Source organism: Exiguobacterium acetylicum (assembly GCF_019890935.1).
GTDB lineage: Bacteria > Bacillota > Bacilli > Exiguobacteriales > Exiguobacteriaceae > Exiguobacterium_A > Exiguobacterium_A abrahamii.
In genome coordinates this window covers 1103466-1120892 of record NZ_CP082333.1, presented here as the reverse complement: position 1 = coordinate 1120892, position 17427 = coordinate 1103466, and the positions used below count along the sequence as shown (strand labels likewise).

At 48.6% G+C, this 17427-nt stretch carries 13 protein-coding genes and 1 other annotated feature; of the genes, 1 reads left to right on the top strand and 12 read right to left on the bottom strand.

The features are described from left to right. Positions 1–25 precede the first annotated feature (25 nt). From K7G97_RS05730 to K7G97_RS05690, 9 genes are all read right to left on the bottom strand, one after another. The gene (locus K7G97_RS05730; RefSeq protein ID WP_064300216.1) at positions 26–547 is read right to left on the bottom strand and encodes a pyrophosphohydrolase domain-containing protein; all 522 of its coding nucleotides are present in this window, start codon (positions 545–547) and stop codon (positions 26–28) included. A 61-nt stretch (positions 548–608) separates the two neighbouring features. Further along, entirely contained in the window at positions 609–2258 is a 1650-nt protein-coding gene (locus tag K7G97_RS05725) for an aromatic amino acid hydroxylase (protein ID WP_223041575.1), read from the bottom strand. Positions 2259–2318: 60 nt separating this feature from the next. Beyond that, positions 2319–2523 (bottom strand) — a binding site (T-box leader). A 70-nt stretch (positions 2524–2593) separates the two neighbouring features. Continuing rightward, entirely contained in the window at positions 2594–3739 is a 1146-nt protein-coding gene (locus K7G97_RS05720) for an FUSC family protein (RefSeq protein ID WP_195865441.1), read from the bottom strand. Positions 3740–3844: 105 nt separating this feature from the next. Further along, positions 3845–5779, bottom strand: coding sequence for a PTS fructose transporter subunit IIABC (locus K7G97_RS05715; protein ID WP_195865442.1), 1935 nt, complete (start codon positions 5777–5779; stop codon positions 3845–3847). A gap of 17 nt (positions 5780–5796) precedes the next feature. Next, the gene (gene pfkB / locus K7G97_RS05710) at positions 5797–6717 is read right to left on the bottom strand and encodes a 1-phosphofructokinase (protein ID WP_195865443.1); all 921 of its coding nucleotides are present in this window, start codon (positions 6715–6717) and stop codon (positions 5797–5799) included. Continuing rightward, positions 6714–7460: a DeoR/GlpR family DNA-binding transcription regulator gene (locus K7G97_RS05705; protein WP_023467728.1), complete on the bottom strand. Its 747-nt coding sequence runs from the start codon at positions 7458–7460 to the stop codon at positions 6714–6716. Before K7G97_RS05705 ends, pfkB begins: the two co-directional genes overlap by 4 nt. Before the next feature lie 287 nt (positions 7461–7747). Beyond that, positions 7748–8572: a fumarylacetoacetate hydrolase family protein gene (locus tag K7G97_RS05700; protein WP_223041574.1), complete on the bottom strand. Its 825-nt coding sequence runs from the start codon at positions 8570–8572 to the stop codon at positions 7748–7750. 131 nt (positions 8573–8703) lie between these two features. Beyond that, positions 8704–10146, bottom strand: coding sequence for a SulP family inorganic anion transporter (locus K7G97_RS05695; RefSeq protein WP_223041573.1), 1443 nt, complete (start codon positions 10144–10146; stop codon positions 8704–8706). 71 nt (positions 10147–10217) lie between these two features. After that, positions 10218–11126 (bottom strand): TetR/AcrR family transcriptional regulator, encoded by a 909-nt coding sequence (locus K7G97_RS05690; RefSeq protein WP_223041572.1) that lies wholly within the window; start codon positions 11124–11126, stop codon positions 10218–10220. Between the two features lie 169 nt (positions 11127–11295). Here K7G97_RS05690 and K7G97_RS05685 point away from each other — a divergent pair, with 169 nt between their 5' ends. Beyond that, positions 11296–12768 (top strand): DHA2 family efflux MFS transporter permease subunit, encoded by a 1473-nt coding sequence (locus K7G97_RS05685; RefSeq protein ID WP_029341214.1) that lies wholly within the window; start codon positions 11296–11298, stop codon positions 12766–12768. 20 nt (positions 12769–12788) lie between these two features. Here the strand turns inward: K7G97_RS05685 and K7G97_RS05680 are convergent, their stop codons facing one another. The 3 genes from K7G97_RS05680 to K7G97_RS05670 all read right to left on the bottom strand — a co-directional run bounded on the left by K7G97_RS05680 (position 12789) and on the right by K7G97_RS05670 (position 17357). After that, positions 12789–13277, bottom strand: a complete 489-nt coding sequence (locus tag K7G97_RS05680) for a 4Fe-4S single cluster domain-containing protein (RefSeq protein WP_223041571.1) — start codon at positions 13275–13277, stop codon at positions 12789–12791. Continuing rightward, positions 13249–15111 carry an anaerobic ribonucleoside triphosphate reductase gene (locus K7G97_RS05675; RefSeq protein WP_223041570.1) on the bottom strand — a complete coding sequence of 621 codons (1863 nt, stop codon included), beginning with the start codon at positions 15109–15111 and terminating at the stop codon, positions 13249–13251. The genes K7G97_RS05680 and K7G97_RS05675 overlap by 29 nt, the downstream gene beginning before the upstream one ends. 206 nt (positions 15112–15317) lie before the next feature. After that, positions 15318–17357: an ATP-binding protein gene (locus K7G97_RS05670; protein WP_215084627.1), complete on the bottom strand. Its 2040-nt coding sequence runs from the start codon at positions 17355–17357 to the stop codon at positions 15318–15320. Between the last annotated feature and the right edge of the window lie 70 nt (positions 17358–17427).

Below are 17427 nucleotides of genomic sequence, written 5' to 3'. Positions count from 1 at the left end.
ATCCCTCTCTTTTTATCGTCATGAATCAAGCCTTCGACGTACTCGAAGCTACAGCGATTTGTCGACGTACTTCTGCTTCCAGTTGTGGTTCTGGTGGTTGCCAGCCTTCCGGTTTCATGACCTTTTGGTCCGATTCCCGGAAGATTGGTTTTCCGTCCGGTCCAAGCTTCGCCATGTTCGCACGCTGGACGATCTCAAACAATGGAGCCGGATCAAGCCCAATCTCAACGAAGCTTCCCATGATGAAGTAGAGAGCGTCCGTCAAGGCATCCCCTTGTCCGACGAGCCGTTCGACATCTGTTTCGGGTTGTTTCATCTGGAGCGATTTTTCGACCGCTGTATCAAGTCCTGACTTGAAACGTTCGATTGCTTCGAGAAATTCCGCTTCACTCGTCGCTGATTGATGCAGAAACTCAACGACCGCTTCTTCCGCCGTCCAGGTCGAGCGTTTGATTCCACGATCGACCGTCATAGGTGTTGGCGTCGTTGCACCAGGGTGTGAAAACACACGGTGGAATTCCTTTACGTCTTGATAATAATTTGTCATAACCGATCATCCCCTTTTACCGAATGTCTCCATTCTAACAGGTTCAGAACCGGAGTTCGACTCATTGATGAACGACGTCGAGTAAGGCCATCCCACGCGTGATCAATTCATTTCGCTGCTCAGACGTCGCTTTTAAGCGCTCGAGATCTGCAATCAGACGTGGTTGATCGACTTCATCCGCTAACTCGAGTAATTCAAGACGGAGTAACCAAGCGTCCGGTAACTGGACGAGTGTCTGGTCGATCAGTTGCGGTAACCGTTCCCGACCGGCACGTCCTTCACGAATCTCGCGGACGACTTCGAAGATCGGATCAGCCGCTGTCAACGGACGTTCGATTCGTTCGAACTCGACCGTTTCCGGAATCGGCTTCAGTGCTTCAACTTCCGTTCCCGGGAATGCTGACGTGATGTCACCGACGATCAATTCCATCCGCTCCATCGTCATCGTTTTCCCGTCGTTTGCAAGCGTCGCTGCTTCTAAGACGACGAGTGCCCGGTTTCCATTGACGTTTTGAATCGCTGTGATCTCCCCTGTGACGTGAACATTTCCTTCCGCCCAGTCGAGACGTTCACCGACTTTGACTTGCATCAATACTTCGTTCAATTCCTTACCGTGAAGGAGTGTAAAGCCTTCTGGATGATCTGCCAGTCCTTGACCTGTCAACACTTCACCGTTCGCAGCAAGCGCTGTTGGACCTGTTAGTTTGACGAGATGCAGCGAATCGTGAATCTCTTGCGTTTCAGGAACACCGACGAGCGAGAGACCACTGTCGAAAACGAGCGTCGATAGGTTACCTGATTCGACCGCTTTCGTCAGACCGTGGATACCACCGCGGATGTACGACATCGACTGTGCGAATTCTTCGAGAGCATCGCGGAGCTGTTCGAACGATTCACAAACGAAGAGTTCTTTTTGCATGCTCGTCACGTCATGTTTCGTCGCAAGTGCCTTCTCGAGTGAGAATGGATGTTTAACGACCGCGTCCGTCAAACAGTGGCGACTTTCACCGACGGATGATAGAAGACCTGCCCCGTAGATTTGTGGGTTGTCGATATCACCAATCAGACCGAATTCAACCGTCCACCAGAACAGACGTGAGATTTCGTTCGCTTCCGAAATCCCTTTGACGTGTGTCCGTGTCTCCGCGAGTTCAACTTCAGCTTGCTCGATGTCGGCTGGCGTCGAGAACGGGCTCTCTTTGACGATCGTCAATTTCTTTAGTGCCTTGAATACATCATGCTCGGCTTTATGGTTAAAGGCATGTGCCCCGATCTCACCGAAGCGTCGAACGAATTCCGCGTAGACCGGATTCATCAAGATTGGCGCGTGCCCCGCTGCTTCATGCAAGATATCTGGCGCTGGTGTGTAAAGAATGTTATCGACCTTCCGGATGTCAGTCGCGATCGGCAAGAGACCGTGCCCTTGGAAATCGAAGAAGGCGACGCCAGGAATGAGACCATCAACAGCGACTGTTCCCCAGCCTCCACGGCTTAGGTTCGCTGTCATCTCACGCACGTCCGGAATCCGTTCCGGGCTGATACCCGATGCAGCAAGCCCTTCGAGGTATGCCGGATGTGCTGTATCTTGTAACGTATTTAAATTCAGTCGCATGACGTATCTCCAAACGGCATGATCCGTTGGTGTGTAGTCTTCGTAGTGCTGTGGTGCGACGTGTGGACGTAAATGACTTGGAATGATTGGTGTAGACATATGAGTTCCCCCTTGAATGAATGTGAGATAACAAAAAAGCCCCTGCCGAACATATTGTTCGACAGGGGCGACGAAAGCCGCGGTACCACCCTGATTACCCAGTCATCGACTGAGTCACTTATGATTGGGATAACGGTGTGCTCCGCTCGCTTACGCAAGAAGCTCAGAAACTGTAATTCAACACCATCTGTGTACACGTTCGCAGCGCCACGTGCTCTCTGAAACAGGGAAATGGTCTTTACTTCGGTTTCATCATCGCTTAATCTTTCGTTCTGTTATGCTGTTATACTGTTATGCTTTTAGCAAGTAAAGTATCGTTAAGGAGGACTATACGCTTACTTTTTACTTTCGTCAATGGCTTTTTTACGTTTAAATCGATTAAATGTTTTATCACGGACTGATTTTTGTTCGATCGTCAGTGAGGTGATGTGACGACGAAGCGCACCATTGAGCCGTTTTTCGAATGCTTCAAGCTCTTGGATCCACTCGTTCATCGAAACGACGATCGGTAAGATTTCCATGATGACTTCTTCCTCGAGTTCGTCGCGGTCAAGGAAAGAGTGCTTAACGAAGGCGATGTTCTCTTTGACGAGATCCTCCATCGCAAGTGGTTCTTCCGTCAACAAGAGATCATATGTCAGTAAGACCTTCTCTTGTCGCTGGGCGATATGCATCAAGTGATAAAACAATTCACTTCTAAGATCGTCCGCGATCGAATCAAGGGCCTTCTCTCGCTCTCTGAAGCGCTCTGCTGTCGCAACACCACGTTCGAGGCACGATTGCATATGTTTGAGAATCAACAGGTTCCGTAAGAGCGAGGCGTGCTTCTGACGCGTTCCTCGAATCTCTTCCTTGTGTAGGTTGAACAGATTTTGTGTCTCAAGGATCGAATTTGACATTTTATCGATTGCCGCCCGATACGGGGCGACCTTGCCTTCAAAGGCAATCGCTCGCGTGACGACGAGCAACTTCTCGAAGAGTTTCGTCGCTTTCTGGTAATAGACATTGCCGTAGCGCGGCGGGAAGATCAACGCATTGATGCCGAGCGCACAGCCGATCCCGAGCATGACGAGCAAGTAACGGATCAAGACGACTTGCCAAAGTGGTTCCGTTGCTGTCGCCACACTTTCGAGAATGACGATGATCATCAAGACGACGTGTGGAATCGTCCGCCCGAAACCAAAGGCTAGCAAAATCGAGATTGCTGCCATGATGACGATTCCGATCGCGAGCGGATTAGCTGGATTATCCCCTAAAATCCAAAGTGCAAGTAACGTCAAAAAGGCACCAATCAAGTTGGCCTCTGCTTCCTCGAGAAATTGTTTCCATGTCTGATAGACCGAAGGCAGGAGTGTCGTCGCTGCCGAGATTGCAGGCAGGATCGGGCTGAGGTTGAACAGATTACTGATCAACAGCGCCAAGATGACCGCAAGACCTGTCTTGATGGTCCGTGGTCCGATTTGTAAGGATTGTCCACCCATGTCCATCCCTCCTTCTTATTCAGTATGCCCTCTATTCTTCACCGTTAGCCGTCAAAATTCAACAAAAAATCCCCTCCGCTTGAAAACGGAGAGGATTTAGATGAATTATGATGCTTTCGTACCTGTTCCTTCTGTCATTTCTGCTTTCGCGACCGATTGGTCAACGAGCGGTTTTTTGAGGAAGGATAGGATTGCCGCACCGACGAGTGAACCGATGAGGATCGCACCCGCGTAACCGACGATCGCCATGACCGTACCTGATGGACCATCAAGTAACGGGAAGACGAAGATACCGCCGTGTGGTGCCGGGAGCAAGACGCCGAAGACGATCGTCAACGCACCAGCGATCGCTGAACCAATGACACTTGACGGAATGACGCGGAGTGGATCGGCTGCTGCGAACGGAATCGCACCTTCTGTGACGAACGATGCACCCATTGCGTAAGCAGCGATACCTGCTTCACGTTCTTGCGGTGTGAATTTCTTACGTGCGAACAATGTTGATGAGAAAGCCACGATGAGTGGTGGAACCATCCCACCTGCCATGACGGCTGCCATGACTTCCGTGTTACCTGCTGTAAGAGCAGCTGTACCGAAAACATATGCTGTTTTGTTGATTGGACCACCCATGTCGATTGCCATCATACCTGCGACGAGCATACCGAGGAGGATTGCGTTCCCACCGCTGAGCCCGTTCAATGAATCCGTGAGCCATTTCATGAATTGTGCAATCGGCTCATTGATGACGAGTAACATGATCATCCCTGTGATGAATGAACCAAACAATGGATAAAGCAAGACTGGTTTGATTCCTTCAAGTGCTGCCGGAAGACCTTTGAAGACTTTGACGAGCAGAAGAACGACGTAACCAGCAAGGAAACCGGCAATCAATCCGCCGAGGAAACCAGCGCTACCGTTGCTTGCAAGGAAACCAGCGATCAGACCAGGAGCAAGACCTGGTTTATCAGCGATCGACATCGCGATGAATCCAGCGAGGATCGGAATCAAGAGACCGAATGCGGCTTTCCCGATCGTCATCAATTGTGCAGCGAATTCATTGTAAGATGGATCATCCGGGTTCGCAGAGTTGATCCCCCAGAAGAAGCTGATTGCGATCAAGAGACCACCAGCGACGACGAGTGGTAACATCGCAGATACCCCACTCATCAAGTGTTTGTAGAATCCACCACGAGCTGGTTTTGAACTTTCGCTTGAACCGCTTGCTTTGTAAACAGGTGCGTCCTGTTTGACGGCACGGTTGATTAATTCTTGTGGTTTACGAATTCCTTGTGCGACCGGTACTTCGACGACGTGTTTGCCGTTGAAACGATCCATCTCAACCGCTTTATCCGCTGCGACGATGATCGCTGTCGCATCGTTGATGTCTTGTTGTGTCAAACCATTCTTGACGCCTGTCGATCCGTTCGTCTCGACTTTGATGCGGACACCCATCTCTTCTGCTTTTTGACGAAGGGCATCAGCTGCCATATACGTGTGTGCAATCCCTGTCGGACAAGCTGTGACAGCAAGGATATACGGTGCGTCTTGGTCGACGTTGTCGCTTGAGACGTCAACTGGACCTTCTTCTTCGCGTTCCTTCGCTTCGATTGCTGCGATGACTTCGTCTTTCGTTTTAGCCGCAAGAATCGTATCGCGGAAGTTCATATCCATCAGATAAACGGATAGTTTCGAAAGTGTTTCAAGGTGCGCATTATCTGCGTTCTCACCCGCAGCGATCATGAAGAACAACCGACTTGGTTGACCGTCGAGTGCTTCGTAGTCAACACCTGCCGAACGACCAAAAGCGATCGCTGGTGTTTTGACTGCTGCTGTTTTTGCGTGCGGGATGGCAATGCCTTCCCCTAAACCTGTCGTGCTTTGCGCTTCCCGTGCGAGAATCGCTTCTTTATATGCCGAGCGATCGTTCAGTTTTCCTGCCCGATCGAGGACGTTGACGAGTTCGTCGATGACAGCGGCTTTAGATGACGCTTGTAAATCGAGCTGAATCGTATCACGTGTCAAGAGATCAGTAATTTTCATGAGTAGTCACACTCCTTTTAGGATTGAATGAGTTCAACGACGTTGACGTCTTTGATGAGACGATCGATATCTTCCTTCGTACAAAGGCCAAAGGAATAAGCAGACGCGCTACCAGTCGTCACCGCATAGCGGAACGCTTCTTCTGGTGATTTACCGAGCGCGTGGCTGGCGACGAATCCAGCGACGAGTGAGTCTCCGGCACCGACGGAATTGACGAGCTTCCCTGCCGGTGTGTTTGCCGTATAGGCACCTTGACGATTGACGAGCAGTGCTCCGTCTCCTGCAAATGAGATGACAACGTTCTCGGCACCACGCTCGACGAGCTGCTGGGCGTATGGAACGGCCATCTCCTTCGACGTAATCTCGACGTCAAAGATTTCACCGAGTTCATGGTGATTCGGCTTGATTAAAAATGGACCGAGCGGTAAGACTTCAAGCATCGCTTCCTTCGTCGTATCGACAGCGAAGCGAACGTTCCGTTCATTCAGGATCGTCGCGATATGACGATAGAGATCATGCGGCAGACTGCTTGGGATACTACCTGCGAAGACGACGATGTCACCGGCTTGCATCGTCTTGAATCGGGATAATAAATGCTCCAGCTCTTCCGGTTGAATCTTCGGTCCCGCTGCATTCAGCTCGGATTCTTGATCAGCACGAATCTTTACGTTGATCCGCGTCTCATCTTGAATCGGTGTGAAGTCCGTCAACACGCCTCGTTTCTCGAGTTCAGTCCGAATGAATTGTCCGGTACTTCCTCCAAGGAATCCGAGTGCTTGTGTTTCCACCTCATAGTTTTTTAGGACGAGAGAGACGTTGATCCCTTTCCCTCCGGCCACTTTTTCCGCCTGTTCGACACGATTGACTTGTCCTGCCTCAAATACCGGTAACGTGACATAATAGTCGATTGATGGGTTGAGTGTCAGTGTATAAATCATTTCGCGTTCACCACCTCTGTGTATTGACTGTATTTCGCTTCTTGCTCACTGGATGTCGTCGTGATGATCGTCGCCGCTTGCAAGGACGCCACCCGACTGAAACTGATTGCATCCAGCTTCGTCTCATCGACGAGTACATACGATTGTTTTGCTAATTCGATCGCTGTCTTCTTTACGAGTGCCTCTTCCGGATCTGGTGTCGTGAATCCTTGTGCCGGATGAACTCCGTTCATCCCAAGGAACGCGACATCAAAATGGTAAATCAACATTCCTTCACGTGCGTTGTAACCGACGAGTGCCTGCGTTGAATGCTTGAGTTGCCCTCCGACGACGAACGTCGGGATACGGTGATAGAGTAACGTGTTCGCTAGAGGAAGACTGTTCGTTACGACCGTAATCGCCTTCTCTTCGAGATACGGAACGATGGCAAGCGTCGTCGTTCCAGCATCGAGATAGACATACATCCCGTCTTCAATCAGGTCGGCAGCCGCTCGCGCGATCCGTTCCTTCTCTTCGACGTGTTGATCACTCTTCTCGAAATAACTCGGTTCTTCAATTTGCAAATGGTTCGCTGTTGCTCCCCCGTGCACCCGACGCAGATGACCTGCTGTCTCAAGTTGTGATAAATCCCGACGAATCGTGGATTCACTCGCACCGGTTTGTTCGACGATCTTTTGCATTTTGACGACTTCTTCTCGGGCTAAAAGCTCGAGGATGAGTTGATGGCGTTTTTTGGTTAACATAAGGTTTCCCTCCGCATCTTTAATATAAAGCGTTTACATCTAAAAATCAATCAAAAACGTTCAAAAATTATATAAATTCTTTATAAAACGTTCAAAATACGACTTTTTTCGACATGAAACCGTTCTTATAGTTTCATTATACATCAAAAACGGTCATTTTATGACTGTTTTATTGTTTAGAATCAATCATTTTTTAAATTTTTGACGATTTTCACAAAATAAAAAACCACTTTCCGAAGCAATTTGGAAAGTGGTGAATGAAATTCAAGTATTTCAGTCAACTTCGTTCACTGGACTTCATTTTGCAAGCGACCGATTCCTTCAATCGATACTTCAACGACATCCCCTGTCTGAAGGTAGACCGGTGGTTTCATACCGTGCCCCACACCAGCCGGAGTGCCTGTCGCAATGATGTCACCTGCTTCAAGCGTCATCCCGCGTGACACTTCGACTAAAATCGTTACGACATCGCGCAACATCAAGGCGGTTGATCCCGATTGACGGAGTTCCCCGTTCACACGCGTCTCGACGAGGACGTCACGCGGATCAAAGCTGTCCGCTGAGACGATGACCGGTCCGAACGGACAGAACCCATCGAGTGATTTACCACGGAAGAACTGGACGTGTTCTTTTTGTAGATCCCGCGCTGTCACGTCGTTGACGATACTGTAGCCAAATACATGATCAAGTGCATTCTCAGGTGTCAGATCACGCCCCGTCGTACCGATGATGATGGCGAGTTCTCCTTCATAATCGAGTTGCTGCGTCAAATCCTCATGCCGCTCAATCGATTCGAACGGACCAACGATCGATGTCGGTGCTTTCGTGAACAAGACGAATTTCCCCGCTCCCGCCGTATCCATCTCCTTGATGTGATCGGCGTAGTTCTTGCCGACACAGATGACGTTTCGTGCCGGAACATACGGTGCCAGTTTTCGAACATCTCTTTTAAGTAGTGGCGCGATATCTAAATCAAGATCAACATCGAACTCACGTGAAATCACTTCAAACAATGAATCCGTATAGACTTGTGCCGTCACATCATATGTAGAGCCATCCCGTTCAACCCCGATCCCTACTTTTCCTTCTTGCTCAAATCGAAACCATTTCATCTTAACTGCCCCCTTTTGTTTTTAGTATAGCGAAACCAATCAATGGACGCACTTCTCATCGTCAATCAGAAGGAAACAAAAAAGTGGTCGACATAGTGTCGACCACTTCCTCATAGCTTCTTCCTGTTCCCTTATGCGATTCGCTGCGCTAATCGATCGACGAGCGCTTGCGACTCTTCATTCAATCCAACGAGTTCGACTTTTTTGCCAAGTCGTTCGTATTTCAAGACGACGTTTTCAATCGCTTCGATAGCAGAATCATCAAACAAGTGACACGCTGAGAAATCAAGCGTGATGACAGACGATGGATCAGCCTCGAGCTGGAACTGTTCTGCAAATGCCGTCGTCGATGCGAAGAACAACGGTCCACGAATCGTATAATGGACTCGATCTGTTTGCTCCTTGCGCTCGACTTGAATACGAGAAATTTTTGACGCGAATAATAACGCAGCAAGCAAGATCCCGACAAGAACACCCATTGATAAATCGTTCGTCAATACGGTGACGAGAACGGTTGCGAGCATGACAGCAGAATCACTCTTCGGTGACGTCTTGAGCATCTTGAATGAGCCCCAGTCAAACGTCGCATACGAGACGAAGAACATGACACCGACGAGTGCTCCCATCGGAATCGTCATCAATAGATCGTTCATCGTGAACATCAACAGCATTAAAAACACACCTGCTGTCAACGTCGACAATCGACCGCGTCCACCCGATGTGACATTGATGACCGATTGACCGATCATTGCACAGCCCGGCATGCCACCGAACATACCTGCGATGATATTCGCAATTCCTTGTCCGCGTGATTCCATCGCTTTGTTCGACGTCGTATCCGTCATCTCATCAACGATTCGTGCCGTCAGCAACGATTCGATCAAACCGACGAACGCAAGTGACAAAGCATACGGGAAGATGATTTGGAGCGTCTCAAGCGAGAACGGAACATCCGGCAAGAAGAAGCTTGGTAACGCCGCTTCGATTTGTCCCATGTCCCCGATGACTCGTGTATCGAGTGAGAAGACGACCGTCAACACTGTCATGATCGTGATCGCAACGAGTGGTGCCGGGATCGCTTTCGTCACGCGTGGGAATAACAAGATGATGGCGAGTGATGCGGCGACCATTGCGTACATGATCCAGTTCTGTCCTTCGAATTGCGGCAGTTGTGCCGAGAAAATCAAAATCGCTAACGCATTGACGAATCCGACCATGACGGATCGAGGAATGAACCGTAATAACTTAGCAATTCCTAAAAATCCGAACGCGATTTGTAGAATTCCGGCAAGGATACCGGCAGCTAGTAAATAATCAACACCATGGTCCTTGACGAGCTGGACGACGACGAGTGCCATCGCACCGGTCGCAGCTGAAATCATTCCGGGACGACCGCCGGCAATCGAGATGACGATCGCAATGATGACGGAAGCGTATAACCCGACCATCGGGTTAACGCCGGCGATCAGCGAAAACGCGATTGCTTCCGGAACGAGTGCCAAGGCAACAACGATTCCGGACAGCAAATCCGCTTTTGGTTGCAAGAACCACTCTTTTTTCCATTGAGTAAACATATGATGATGAGACCCCTTTTCTAACATGAATGGTCTCAGTGTAATCCGGTTAGTTTCAAAAAGCAACCTTTTTAGGAAGTTTTGGTCCGAATGCGGGCAATCTCATCGACCATCGCTTTATAAGTCGCCATGATTTCCTGACCCGCAAAGACCGGATCTTCGTCCATCGTCTCGAGTGCACGACGCAGAAGATGAATTTTTGGTTTCTTCCGTTCGAGTAGTTCTTCATAGATGAAATCAAGAACCTCTTCATGGGCTTCCTTTGATTCTTCGGAAATCGAAGACAGGGTAATCAAGCGTTTCATGTGCGCACTCGTCTTCTCGAACAAATCCTTCCGAATGACGACTTCATCTTGTGGACGATCGAGCCAAACGGATAGGAAACGCGGCGGAATCAATTGTTCTTCTGTCCGACTGACGTCTTCGACGAGATGCGTCAATCGATTGAATACATAACGGACAACTCGTTCCGGCTGTGTGTTCGGTTCGGATTGACGGAAGAAGTACATCGCATATTGCAACATCCCTGTATAAATGACCGCTAAATCTAGAAGATATGGTTCTTTCGTCTGACCGAATAAATCACGTAATCGTTCAAACGTCCATTCGATCTCGAGAAGACGATTATTCTCCATGAACGTCTTCAGTTCTTTTTCATTTGAAGCAATCGCCTCTTCGAACAACGTATACAATTTATATTTTTGCATCAGTTCCAAGTAACAGTTCCCTTGTTGAATGAACGTCTCATAATCCGAGACATCTCGTCCGACGAGAATTTCCTTGCGCGCTGTTCGCATCTTTTCAAAGACGGTATTGAATACATCGATGAATAATTCATTTTTAGAGGAGAAGTAGTTATAGAACGTTCCTTTGGAAACGTTACTGTGCTCAAGAATGTCCTGGATGGACGTCGATTGATAACCTTTTTCGACGAATAGCTGATAGGCGGCATCTAGAAGTTGTTTCTTTTTTGGATTCATGGTCTTGTCCTTTTCTGTTCAAATGATTGCAATGGTTTAACAATCACTTATTTTAGTGTATGAAGCAAATAATTTGAATTCATTCGACTTAGCCTGGTAAGATAGCCAAGTTAGTCATAGAATTCAAGTCTAACATTTTAGACTCGTAGTACAAAAGGAGCATAACGAAATGCAATCAAGCAAGCAATCATCACGACTTTATTTAATTTTAACTGTCCTCATGGCAGGTGCGTTCGTTGCGGTCCTGAACTCAACGTTACTTAATATCGCCTTACCGTCGATCATGGGGTCCTTCGGTATTCAGGCAAGCACCGCCCAGTGGTTGACGACGGGCTATATGCTCGTCAACGGAATCATGATTCCGACGTCGGCCTTCCTTGTCCAGAAATTCTCGACACGTCAACTGTTCTTGACGGCGATGACGCTGTTCTCACTCGGTACGATCATCGCTGGACAAGCACACGTCTTCCCGCTTCTACTCGGTGCGCGGATGATGCAGGCATCAGGTTCTGCAATCATGATGCCACTATTAATGAATGTTCTTTTGACCGGTTTCCCAATCGAGAAACGCGGACAAGCAATGGGGATCTTCGGACTTGTCATCACGTTCGCCCCAGCCATCGGACCTACATTGTCCGGCTGGATTCTTGAACATTATGAATGGCGGATGTTGTTCCATCTCGTTACACCGATCGCATTACTCGTACTGTTCACGGGTGCCTTCTTATTGAAGAAAGAGACGGTTCGTAGCACACTCAAACTCGATTTATTTTCACTCGTTCTCTCAAGCTTTGGTTTCGGTGGTTTGTTGTATGGATTTAGTTCCGCTGGTTCTGCCGGATGGGGATCTTGGACGGTCATCGGATCATTGATCATCGGTGTGATCAGTCTGACTTCCTTCATTATACGCCAATTCATGCTCGAAGAACCGATGCTTGAGTTCGGGATTTTCCGTTATCCGATGTTCGCCTTATCGCAAGGAATTTCGATGGTCTTGAACATGTCGATGTTCTCCGCAATGATCTTGATGCCGATTTACATCCAAACGATTCGCGGTATCTCACCGTTTCATTCTGGTCTCTTGATGTTACCAGGTGCGATCGTCATGGCGATCATGTCACCGATCACAGGTCGTCTGTTCGACCGATTCGGTGCTCGGATCCTTGCGATCATCGGCTTATCACTGACGGTCTTAACGACGTTCTCGTTTAGTCAGCTAGCTGCGGATACGTCATACGCGTTCCTCGTCATCATGTATACGCTACGTTTCCTTGGAATCTCGATGGTCATGATGCCCGTCATGACGAACGGGTTGAACCATATTCCGCAACACTTGACGCCACACGGTACGGCATTGAACAATACGTTGTCACAAGTATCGGGTGCGATCGGTTCAGGTCTGCTCGTGACGATCATGACGTCGCGGACGAAACATCACGTTCCGGAACTCGCTTCACAACCTGAAGCCGCTAATCCGGAATGGTTGCAAATGCAGGCGATGATCGAAGGAATCAACGATACGTTCTTCATCGCAACGTTACTTGCACTCGCGGCACTGATTTTATCGTTCTTCATCAAAAAACGACGGACGACGACACTTGCAGTCGTCGAATCCGTCGATCAAGAACAAAAATATGCATGATTTGCTTCTCCCCTGTCTATTCAGACGGGGGAGTTTTTGTTTTTGTGTAACACTCTTTTTTGCAACTGCTGTCGATCATAAATTCGTTGATTCGTGCTGCCCCGAAAACGTGTCGTTCGGTCGAGTTTCGACAGGATGAACGGACCATCGATGAGTCCATCTAGTCGCAGTATTAGTGGATACCATCGTTGACGTCTTAAGATTTCCTCTAGTACATAGCCAGTATATAAAATGACGTCATAGTCTGGTCCAAGTCGTTCAAGCAATTGCGCCAGTGCTGTTGCTTGAAGCATCGGCTCCCCACCGGACAATGTCAAACGACGATTTCCGATTTCCTGAATCCGTTCTACTGTTTCTTCAATCGTCCACTCCACTCCACCTGCCGGATCCCAGGAGGATGGATTATGACAGCCGATACAGTGGTGTGGACAACCGGCAAGAAACAGAACCGTTCGCAGACCGGGACCGTCGACGACAGAATCAGGAAGAAGGGAAAGAACGCGTAGCATCGTGCTTCACCCGATTCTGCTCTTCAGCCCGTTTGGCTTCATTCCAGCGGTCCAGCGTACCGACGAGATATCCTGTAATCCGTCGAATCCGTTCGATCGACTTACTCCCGCAAACCGGACACTGATCCTCAATCGTCTGCTCCGTTCGGCAATCAAGACAACGATCGACAGGATGATTGATTGATCCATAGCCGATTCCAGCCTCTGCCATCAAACGAACGATGTCTTCGATCGCTTGCGGATTTCCAGCCAGGGCCCCATCTGTCTCAACATAAGTGATATGTCCACCATTACATAATGCGTGAAACGGAGCTTCGAGTTGAATCTTCTCACGGATCGTCACTGGTGCGTCGACGGGGATATGAAAGGAATTCGTGTAATACGGTTGATCGGTCACTCCTTTGATTTCACCGAAGTCACTGGCATCACGACGTGTGAACTTACCCGACAACCCTTCAGCTGGAGTTGCCAGCAAACTAAAATTCAATCCCGTCATCTCACCATAGTTGTCGACGACCGTTCGCATCGCTTGAATCAACGCAAGACCAATCCGGTGCGCCAGTTCGGAATAACCATGATGATTCCCCGTCAGGACGGTCAAACATTCCGCGAGACCGATGAAGCCGACCGCTAACGTCCCGTGCTTGAGGACCGAACCCACAGGATCCGTACTTTTTAACCTCTCACCGTCTTTCCAGACATGCTGATATAAAAATGGAAACGCGTCAGCTGTTTGGCTTGCCTGGAACTCATAACGCATGATGAGTTGCCGGCATGCAAGTCTTGTCGTCTCTTGGACGGCTTCGAACATTTGATCGACGGTTTGACATTGAAGCGCCAAACGGACGAGATTGATGCTCGTAAACGATAAGTTCCCTCGCCCTGTAACGGACGGGATGTCTCCACGATCTTCAAACACACGGGTCCGGCATCCCATGTACGCGACTTCGGCTCCCCCTGGTTGCTCCTGACGGTTGAATGGTGCATCAAGAAACGCAAAGTTCGGAAACAGTCGTTTTCCTGTCACGCGGGTAGCAAGTTGAAACAAATCGTAGTTCGGGTCTGTCGGTGACAGGTTGACGCCTTGTTTGACTTTAAAGATTTGAATTGGAAAGATCGGCGTCTCCCCTCTTCCTAACCCACGTTCCGTCGCTGTCAGTAAGGCGCGCTGGAAAAGTCGCCCTGCCTGCGTCGTATTCGTTCCATAATTGACGGATAAAAACGGCACTTGTCCCCCTCCGCGTGAATGCATTGAATTCGTATTATGGATGAACGCTTCACATGCCTGAAACGTCTTTTCATACGTCTCCTGCCATGCGCGCCGTTCCCGCTTGCGTCGCTTCCAATGCGGTACAAGGTCATGTAGTTTGGTCCATTCGCGTTGGTAGGTCTTTTCGACGAATGGTGCTAGATCATCGTCAAAGGTCGCAAAGGCTTGTCCGCCATGCTGCATGTTTTGATTCGCTTGGACGATGATTGCTGCAAGAGCAAGGGCCGAACGGATGTCTTGTGCTGGTCGGATTGAACCGTGTGTCGTCTGAAATCCATTTGAGAGTAGCTGACCGAGCGGAATCTGGGCACAAGTCGTCGTACCCGTCACGTAATAATCGGCGTCGTGGATATATAAGATGTTGTCGTCAAGCGCCTGCAAGACATCCGCTTCGAGATGTTGTCGCATCATCTGCCGCGCTGCTTCCCCAGCAATCCGCTGTAATTTCGCTAGCGGTGTTTTGCCATCAATGTTTGCATTCTCTTGTTCGATATCTTGCGGTGGTGTGAGTAACGCTTCTAAGCTCTCCATGATTCTTTTTCCTCCCACGTTTTTTGTAATCACTATAGCGAGAGTTCAGAAACGTTCGCAATCCCTGCACAATTTACGATTTTTTCAACTGTTTCATTCGTTCTGTCATCAATCTGTTCGATTTATCGTTCAAATGTCTGCATCTTACTCGTTTTAGCCAATCGCAGGAATTTGGACGAATCTCACACGAGGCACGACAAAAAAGAAGAGGCGCATGATATCACCTCTTCTTCGTCTCTTCATTCTGCTTCGAGTAACGCGTCTGTCGCACTCGGCAACTTGACCCGGAAGACCGTTCCTTCTCCAAGGATCGATTCGACTTCGATATTGCCATCATGTGCGCGAACGATTTCCTTACAGATCGATAATCCCAGACCCGTCCCGCCAATCTTTCGGCTGTCTGAGTTGTCGACCCGGTAAAACTTACTGAATAGATGCGGCATCGAGTGACTCGGAATCCCGATCCCGAAATCGCGAACGCTGAGTTCGATTTGATTATGCTGGTGGGTCATCGTCACGACGACATCCCCGCCGTCCGGTGAGTACTTCACCGCGTTATTCAAGAGATTACCGAGTAACTGTTTCATGCTGTTCGCATCTGCCTCGACCATGAAGTCCTGTTCATCATTCAAATCAAGCTGCAGACTGTGTTGCTCCGTCGCTGCTTGATAAAACTGAATTTGTTCCTTGACGATTTCTTTCAGGTCAAAGATTTGTTTGTCATACTCTTGTTTTCCTGACTCCATCCGCTGAACGTTCAAGAAGTCGCTGACGAGATCGGTCAGACGCTTCGATTCATCGTGGATCGTCTGCAAGTATCGCTTATTTCGCTCGGGATCCAAATCCCGTTTCAACATGAGCTCCGTAAAGCCATAAATCGAAGAGAGCGGTGTTCGAAGTTCATGCGAGACCGTTGAGACGAGTTCCGACTTCACGCGGTCGACTTCTGTCTCAGCCGTGACGTCACGGAAGACGAGAATCGTTCCTTTTGAATGTCCTCCGTGCGCAATGGCTTCGGCATAGACTTGAATGAAATATTCCCCTTGGTCGATCGACAAGGAGAACATGCCCTCCGGAATCTCACCCGATAAGACTTCTTCAAAGTATGCTTCAAACGCTTCCTTCTGATCCATCTGCTCGAACATCGTTTCCGGTCGGACTTCGAGGAAGGTCATCGAATCGTTGTCTTCTTCGACTTGTAACGACTGGAAGATATCGAATAACGCCTGATTTCCTAAGATCGTCTTCTCTTCGTGTTTGATGTAGAGAATCGCTTCCCGAACGGAATTCAGCAGTTGTGCCGTCTCTTTTCGTTCGTATTCCATCTGTTCGTAGAGTGACATTCGCATCAATGAGATCGCAATCTGTTTTGAGAACGATTCCAGTTCCGCTAAATCCTGTTGGTTGAATGGTGCGTCAAACCGTGCTAGATAAAGACAGGCAATCAATTCTTCTTTTGCCGGATCCATGATCGGAATAACACCTTCATAGACGTGATACGGATACTTGATCAGATCGTCGTTCGCAACCTTTTTTGAGGAATGTGCGGTTTCCTTTGAAATCATGACTCGCTTTAGTAGTAACGACTCCGTCTTTAAACTCTCTTGTTGTTCTTCTGTCATTTCTTTTGGAACGACTTGCGCGATTTCATTATTCTTGATCAATAACAATGCCCCGAACTCTGTCTTCGTCAACCGAACGATCGTACTGATGACAGACGAGTAATCGAATAAACTCTCCTTTGAAGCAAGCGTTTCGATCAGTTCATTCCGATCCTGCAAATGGAGTTCATTCGTCCGCGTCACTTCAAGAGCACGCTCAAGCTCATTCTGTTTTTGCTTCAATACTTCCTGATTGTGTTCCATTTCTTGATTCTTTGTTGACAATTCCGCATGTTGTGATGAGATCGACCGTGCCATCTGGTAAAACGATGCCGTCAATTGACCGACTTCATTATGGCTGTCGACATCATGTTCGAGCGAAATCGACTTGCCTTCTGCAAGGCGACGACTCTTGACGTTCAATTCGCGGAGTTGTGACGTCACCCGATGAATTAAGGGACGGACGATGAACAATAGACAAAATAAAAAAATCATCAAGTTCAAGAACCAGAACCATTGTGTCTTTTGTAACTGGTCAAGTACTTGCTCCTTCGTCCGACCGTCTGCATTATCCACGTATAAATAACTGGCAACCGATGTGATGACACTTAGTGCAAAGACACTATAAAAAATCGCCATCAACTGTCTGCCCAATTTCTCAGTCATCCAGTGTTTCATGTTCATAAATCCTCCTAGCAATAAGTTGCCCTTCGTTCAAGATCGTTTCCTCCTCATCTATTATCATCTA

Coding starts and splice junctions, on each gene's coding strand:
- pfkB (WP_195865443.1), bottom strand. CDS start 6,717: ATGATTTATACACTGACACTCAACCCATCAATCGACTATTATGTCACG.
- K7G97_RS05700 (WP_223041574.1), bottom strand. CDS start 8,572: ATGAAATGGTTTCGATTTGAGCAAGAAGGAAAAGTAGGGATCGGGGTT.
- K7G97_RS05705 (WP_023467728.1), bottom strand. CDS start 7,460: ATGTTAACCAAAAAACGCCATCAACTCATCCTCGAGCTTTTAGCCCGA.
- K7G97_RS05685 (WP_029341214.1), top strand. CDS start 11,296: ATGCAATCAAGCAAGCAATCATCACGACTTTATTTAATTTTAACTGTC.
- K7G97_RS05715 (WP_195865442.1), bottom strand. CDS start 5,779: ATGAAAATTACTGATCTCTTGACACGTGATACGATTCAGCTCGATTTA.
- K7G97_RS05680 (WP_223041571.1), bottom strand. CDS start 13,277: ATGCTACGCGTTCTTTCCCTTCTTCCTGATTCTGTCGTCGACGGTCCC.
- K7G97_RS05690 (WP_223041572.1), bottom strand. CDS start 11,126: ATGAATCCAAAAAAGAAACAACTTCTAGATGCCGCCTATCAGCTATTC.
- K7G97_RS05730 (WP_064300216.1), bottom strand. CDS start 547: ATGACAAATTATTATCAAGACGTAAAGGAATTCCACCGTGTGTTTTCA.
- K7G97_RS05720 (WP_195865441.1), bottom strand. CDS start 3,739: ATGGGTGGACAATCCTTACAAATCGGACCACGGACCATCAAGACAGGT.
- K7G97_RS05695 (WP_223041573.1), bottom strand. CDS start 10,146: ATGTTTACTCAATGGAAAAAAGAGTGGTTCTTGCAACCAAAAGCGGAT.
- K7G97_RS05670 (WP_215084627.1), bottom strand. CDS start 17,357: ATGAAACACTGGATGACTGAGAAATTGGGCAGACAGTTGATGGCGATT.
- K7G97_RS05725 (WP_223041575.1), bottom strand. CDS start 2,258: ATGTCTACACCAATCATTCCAAGTCATTTACGTCCACACGTCGCACCA.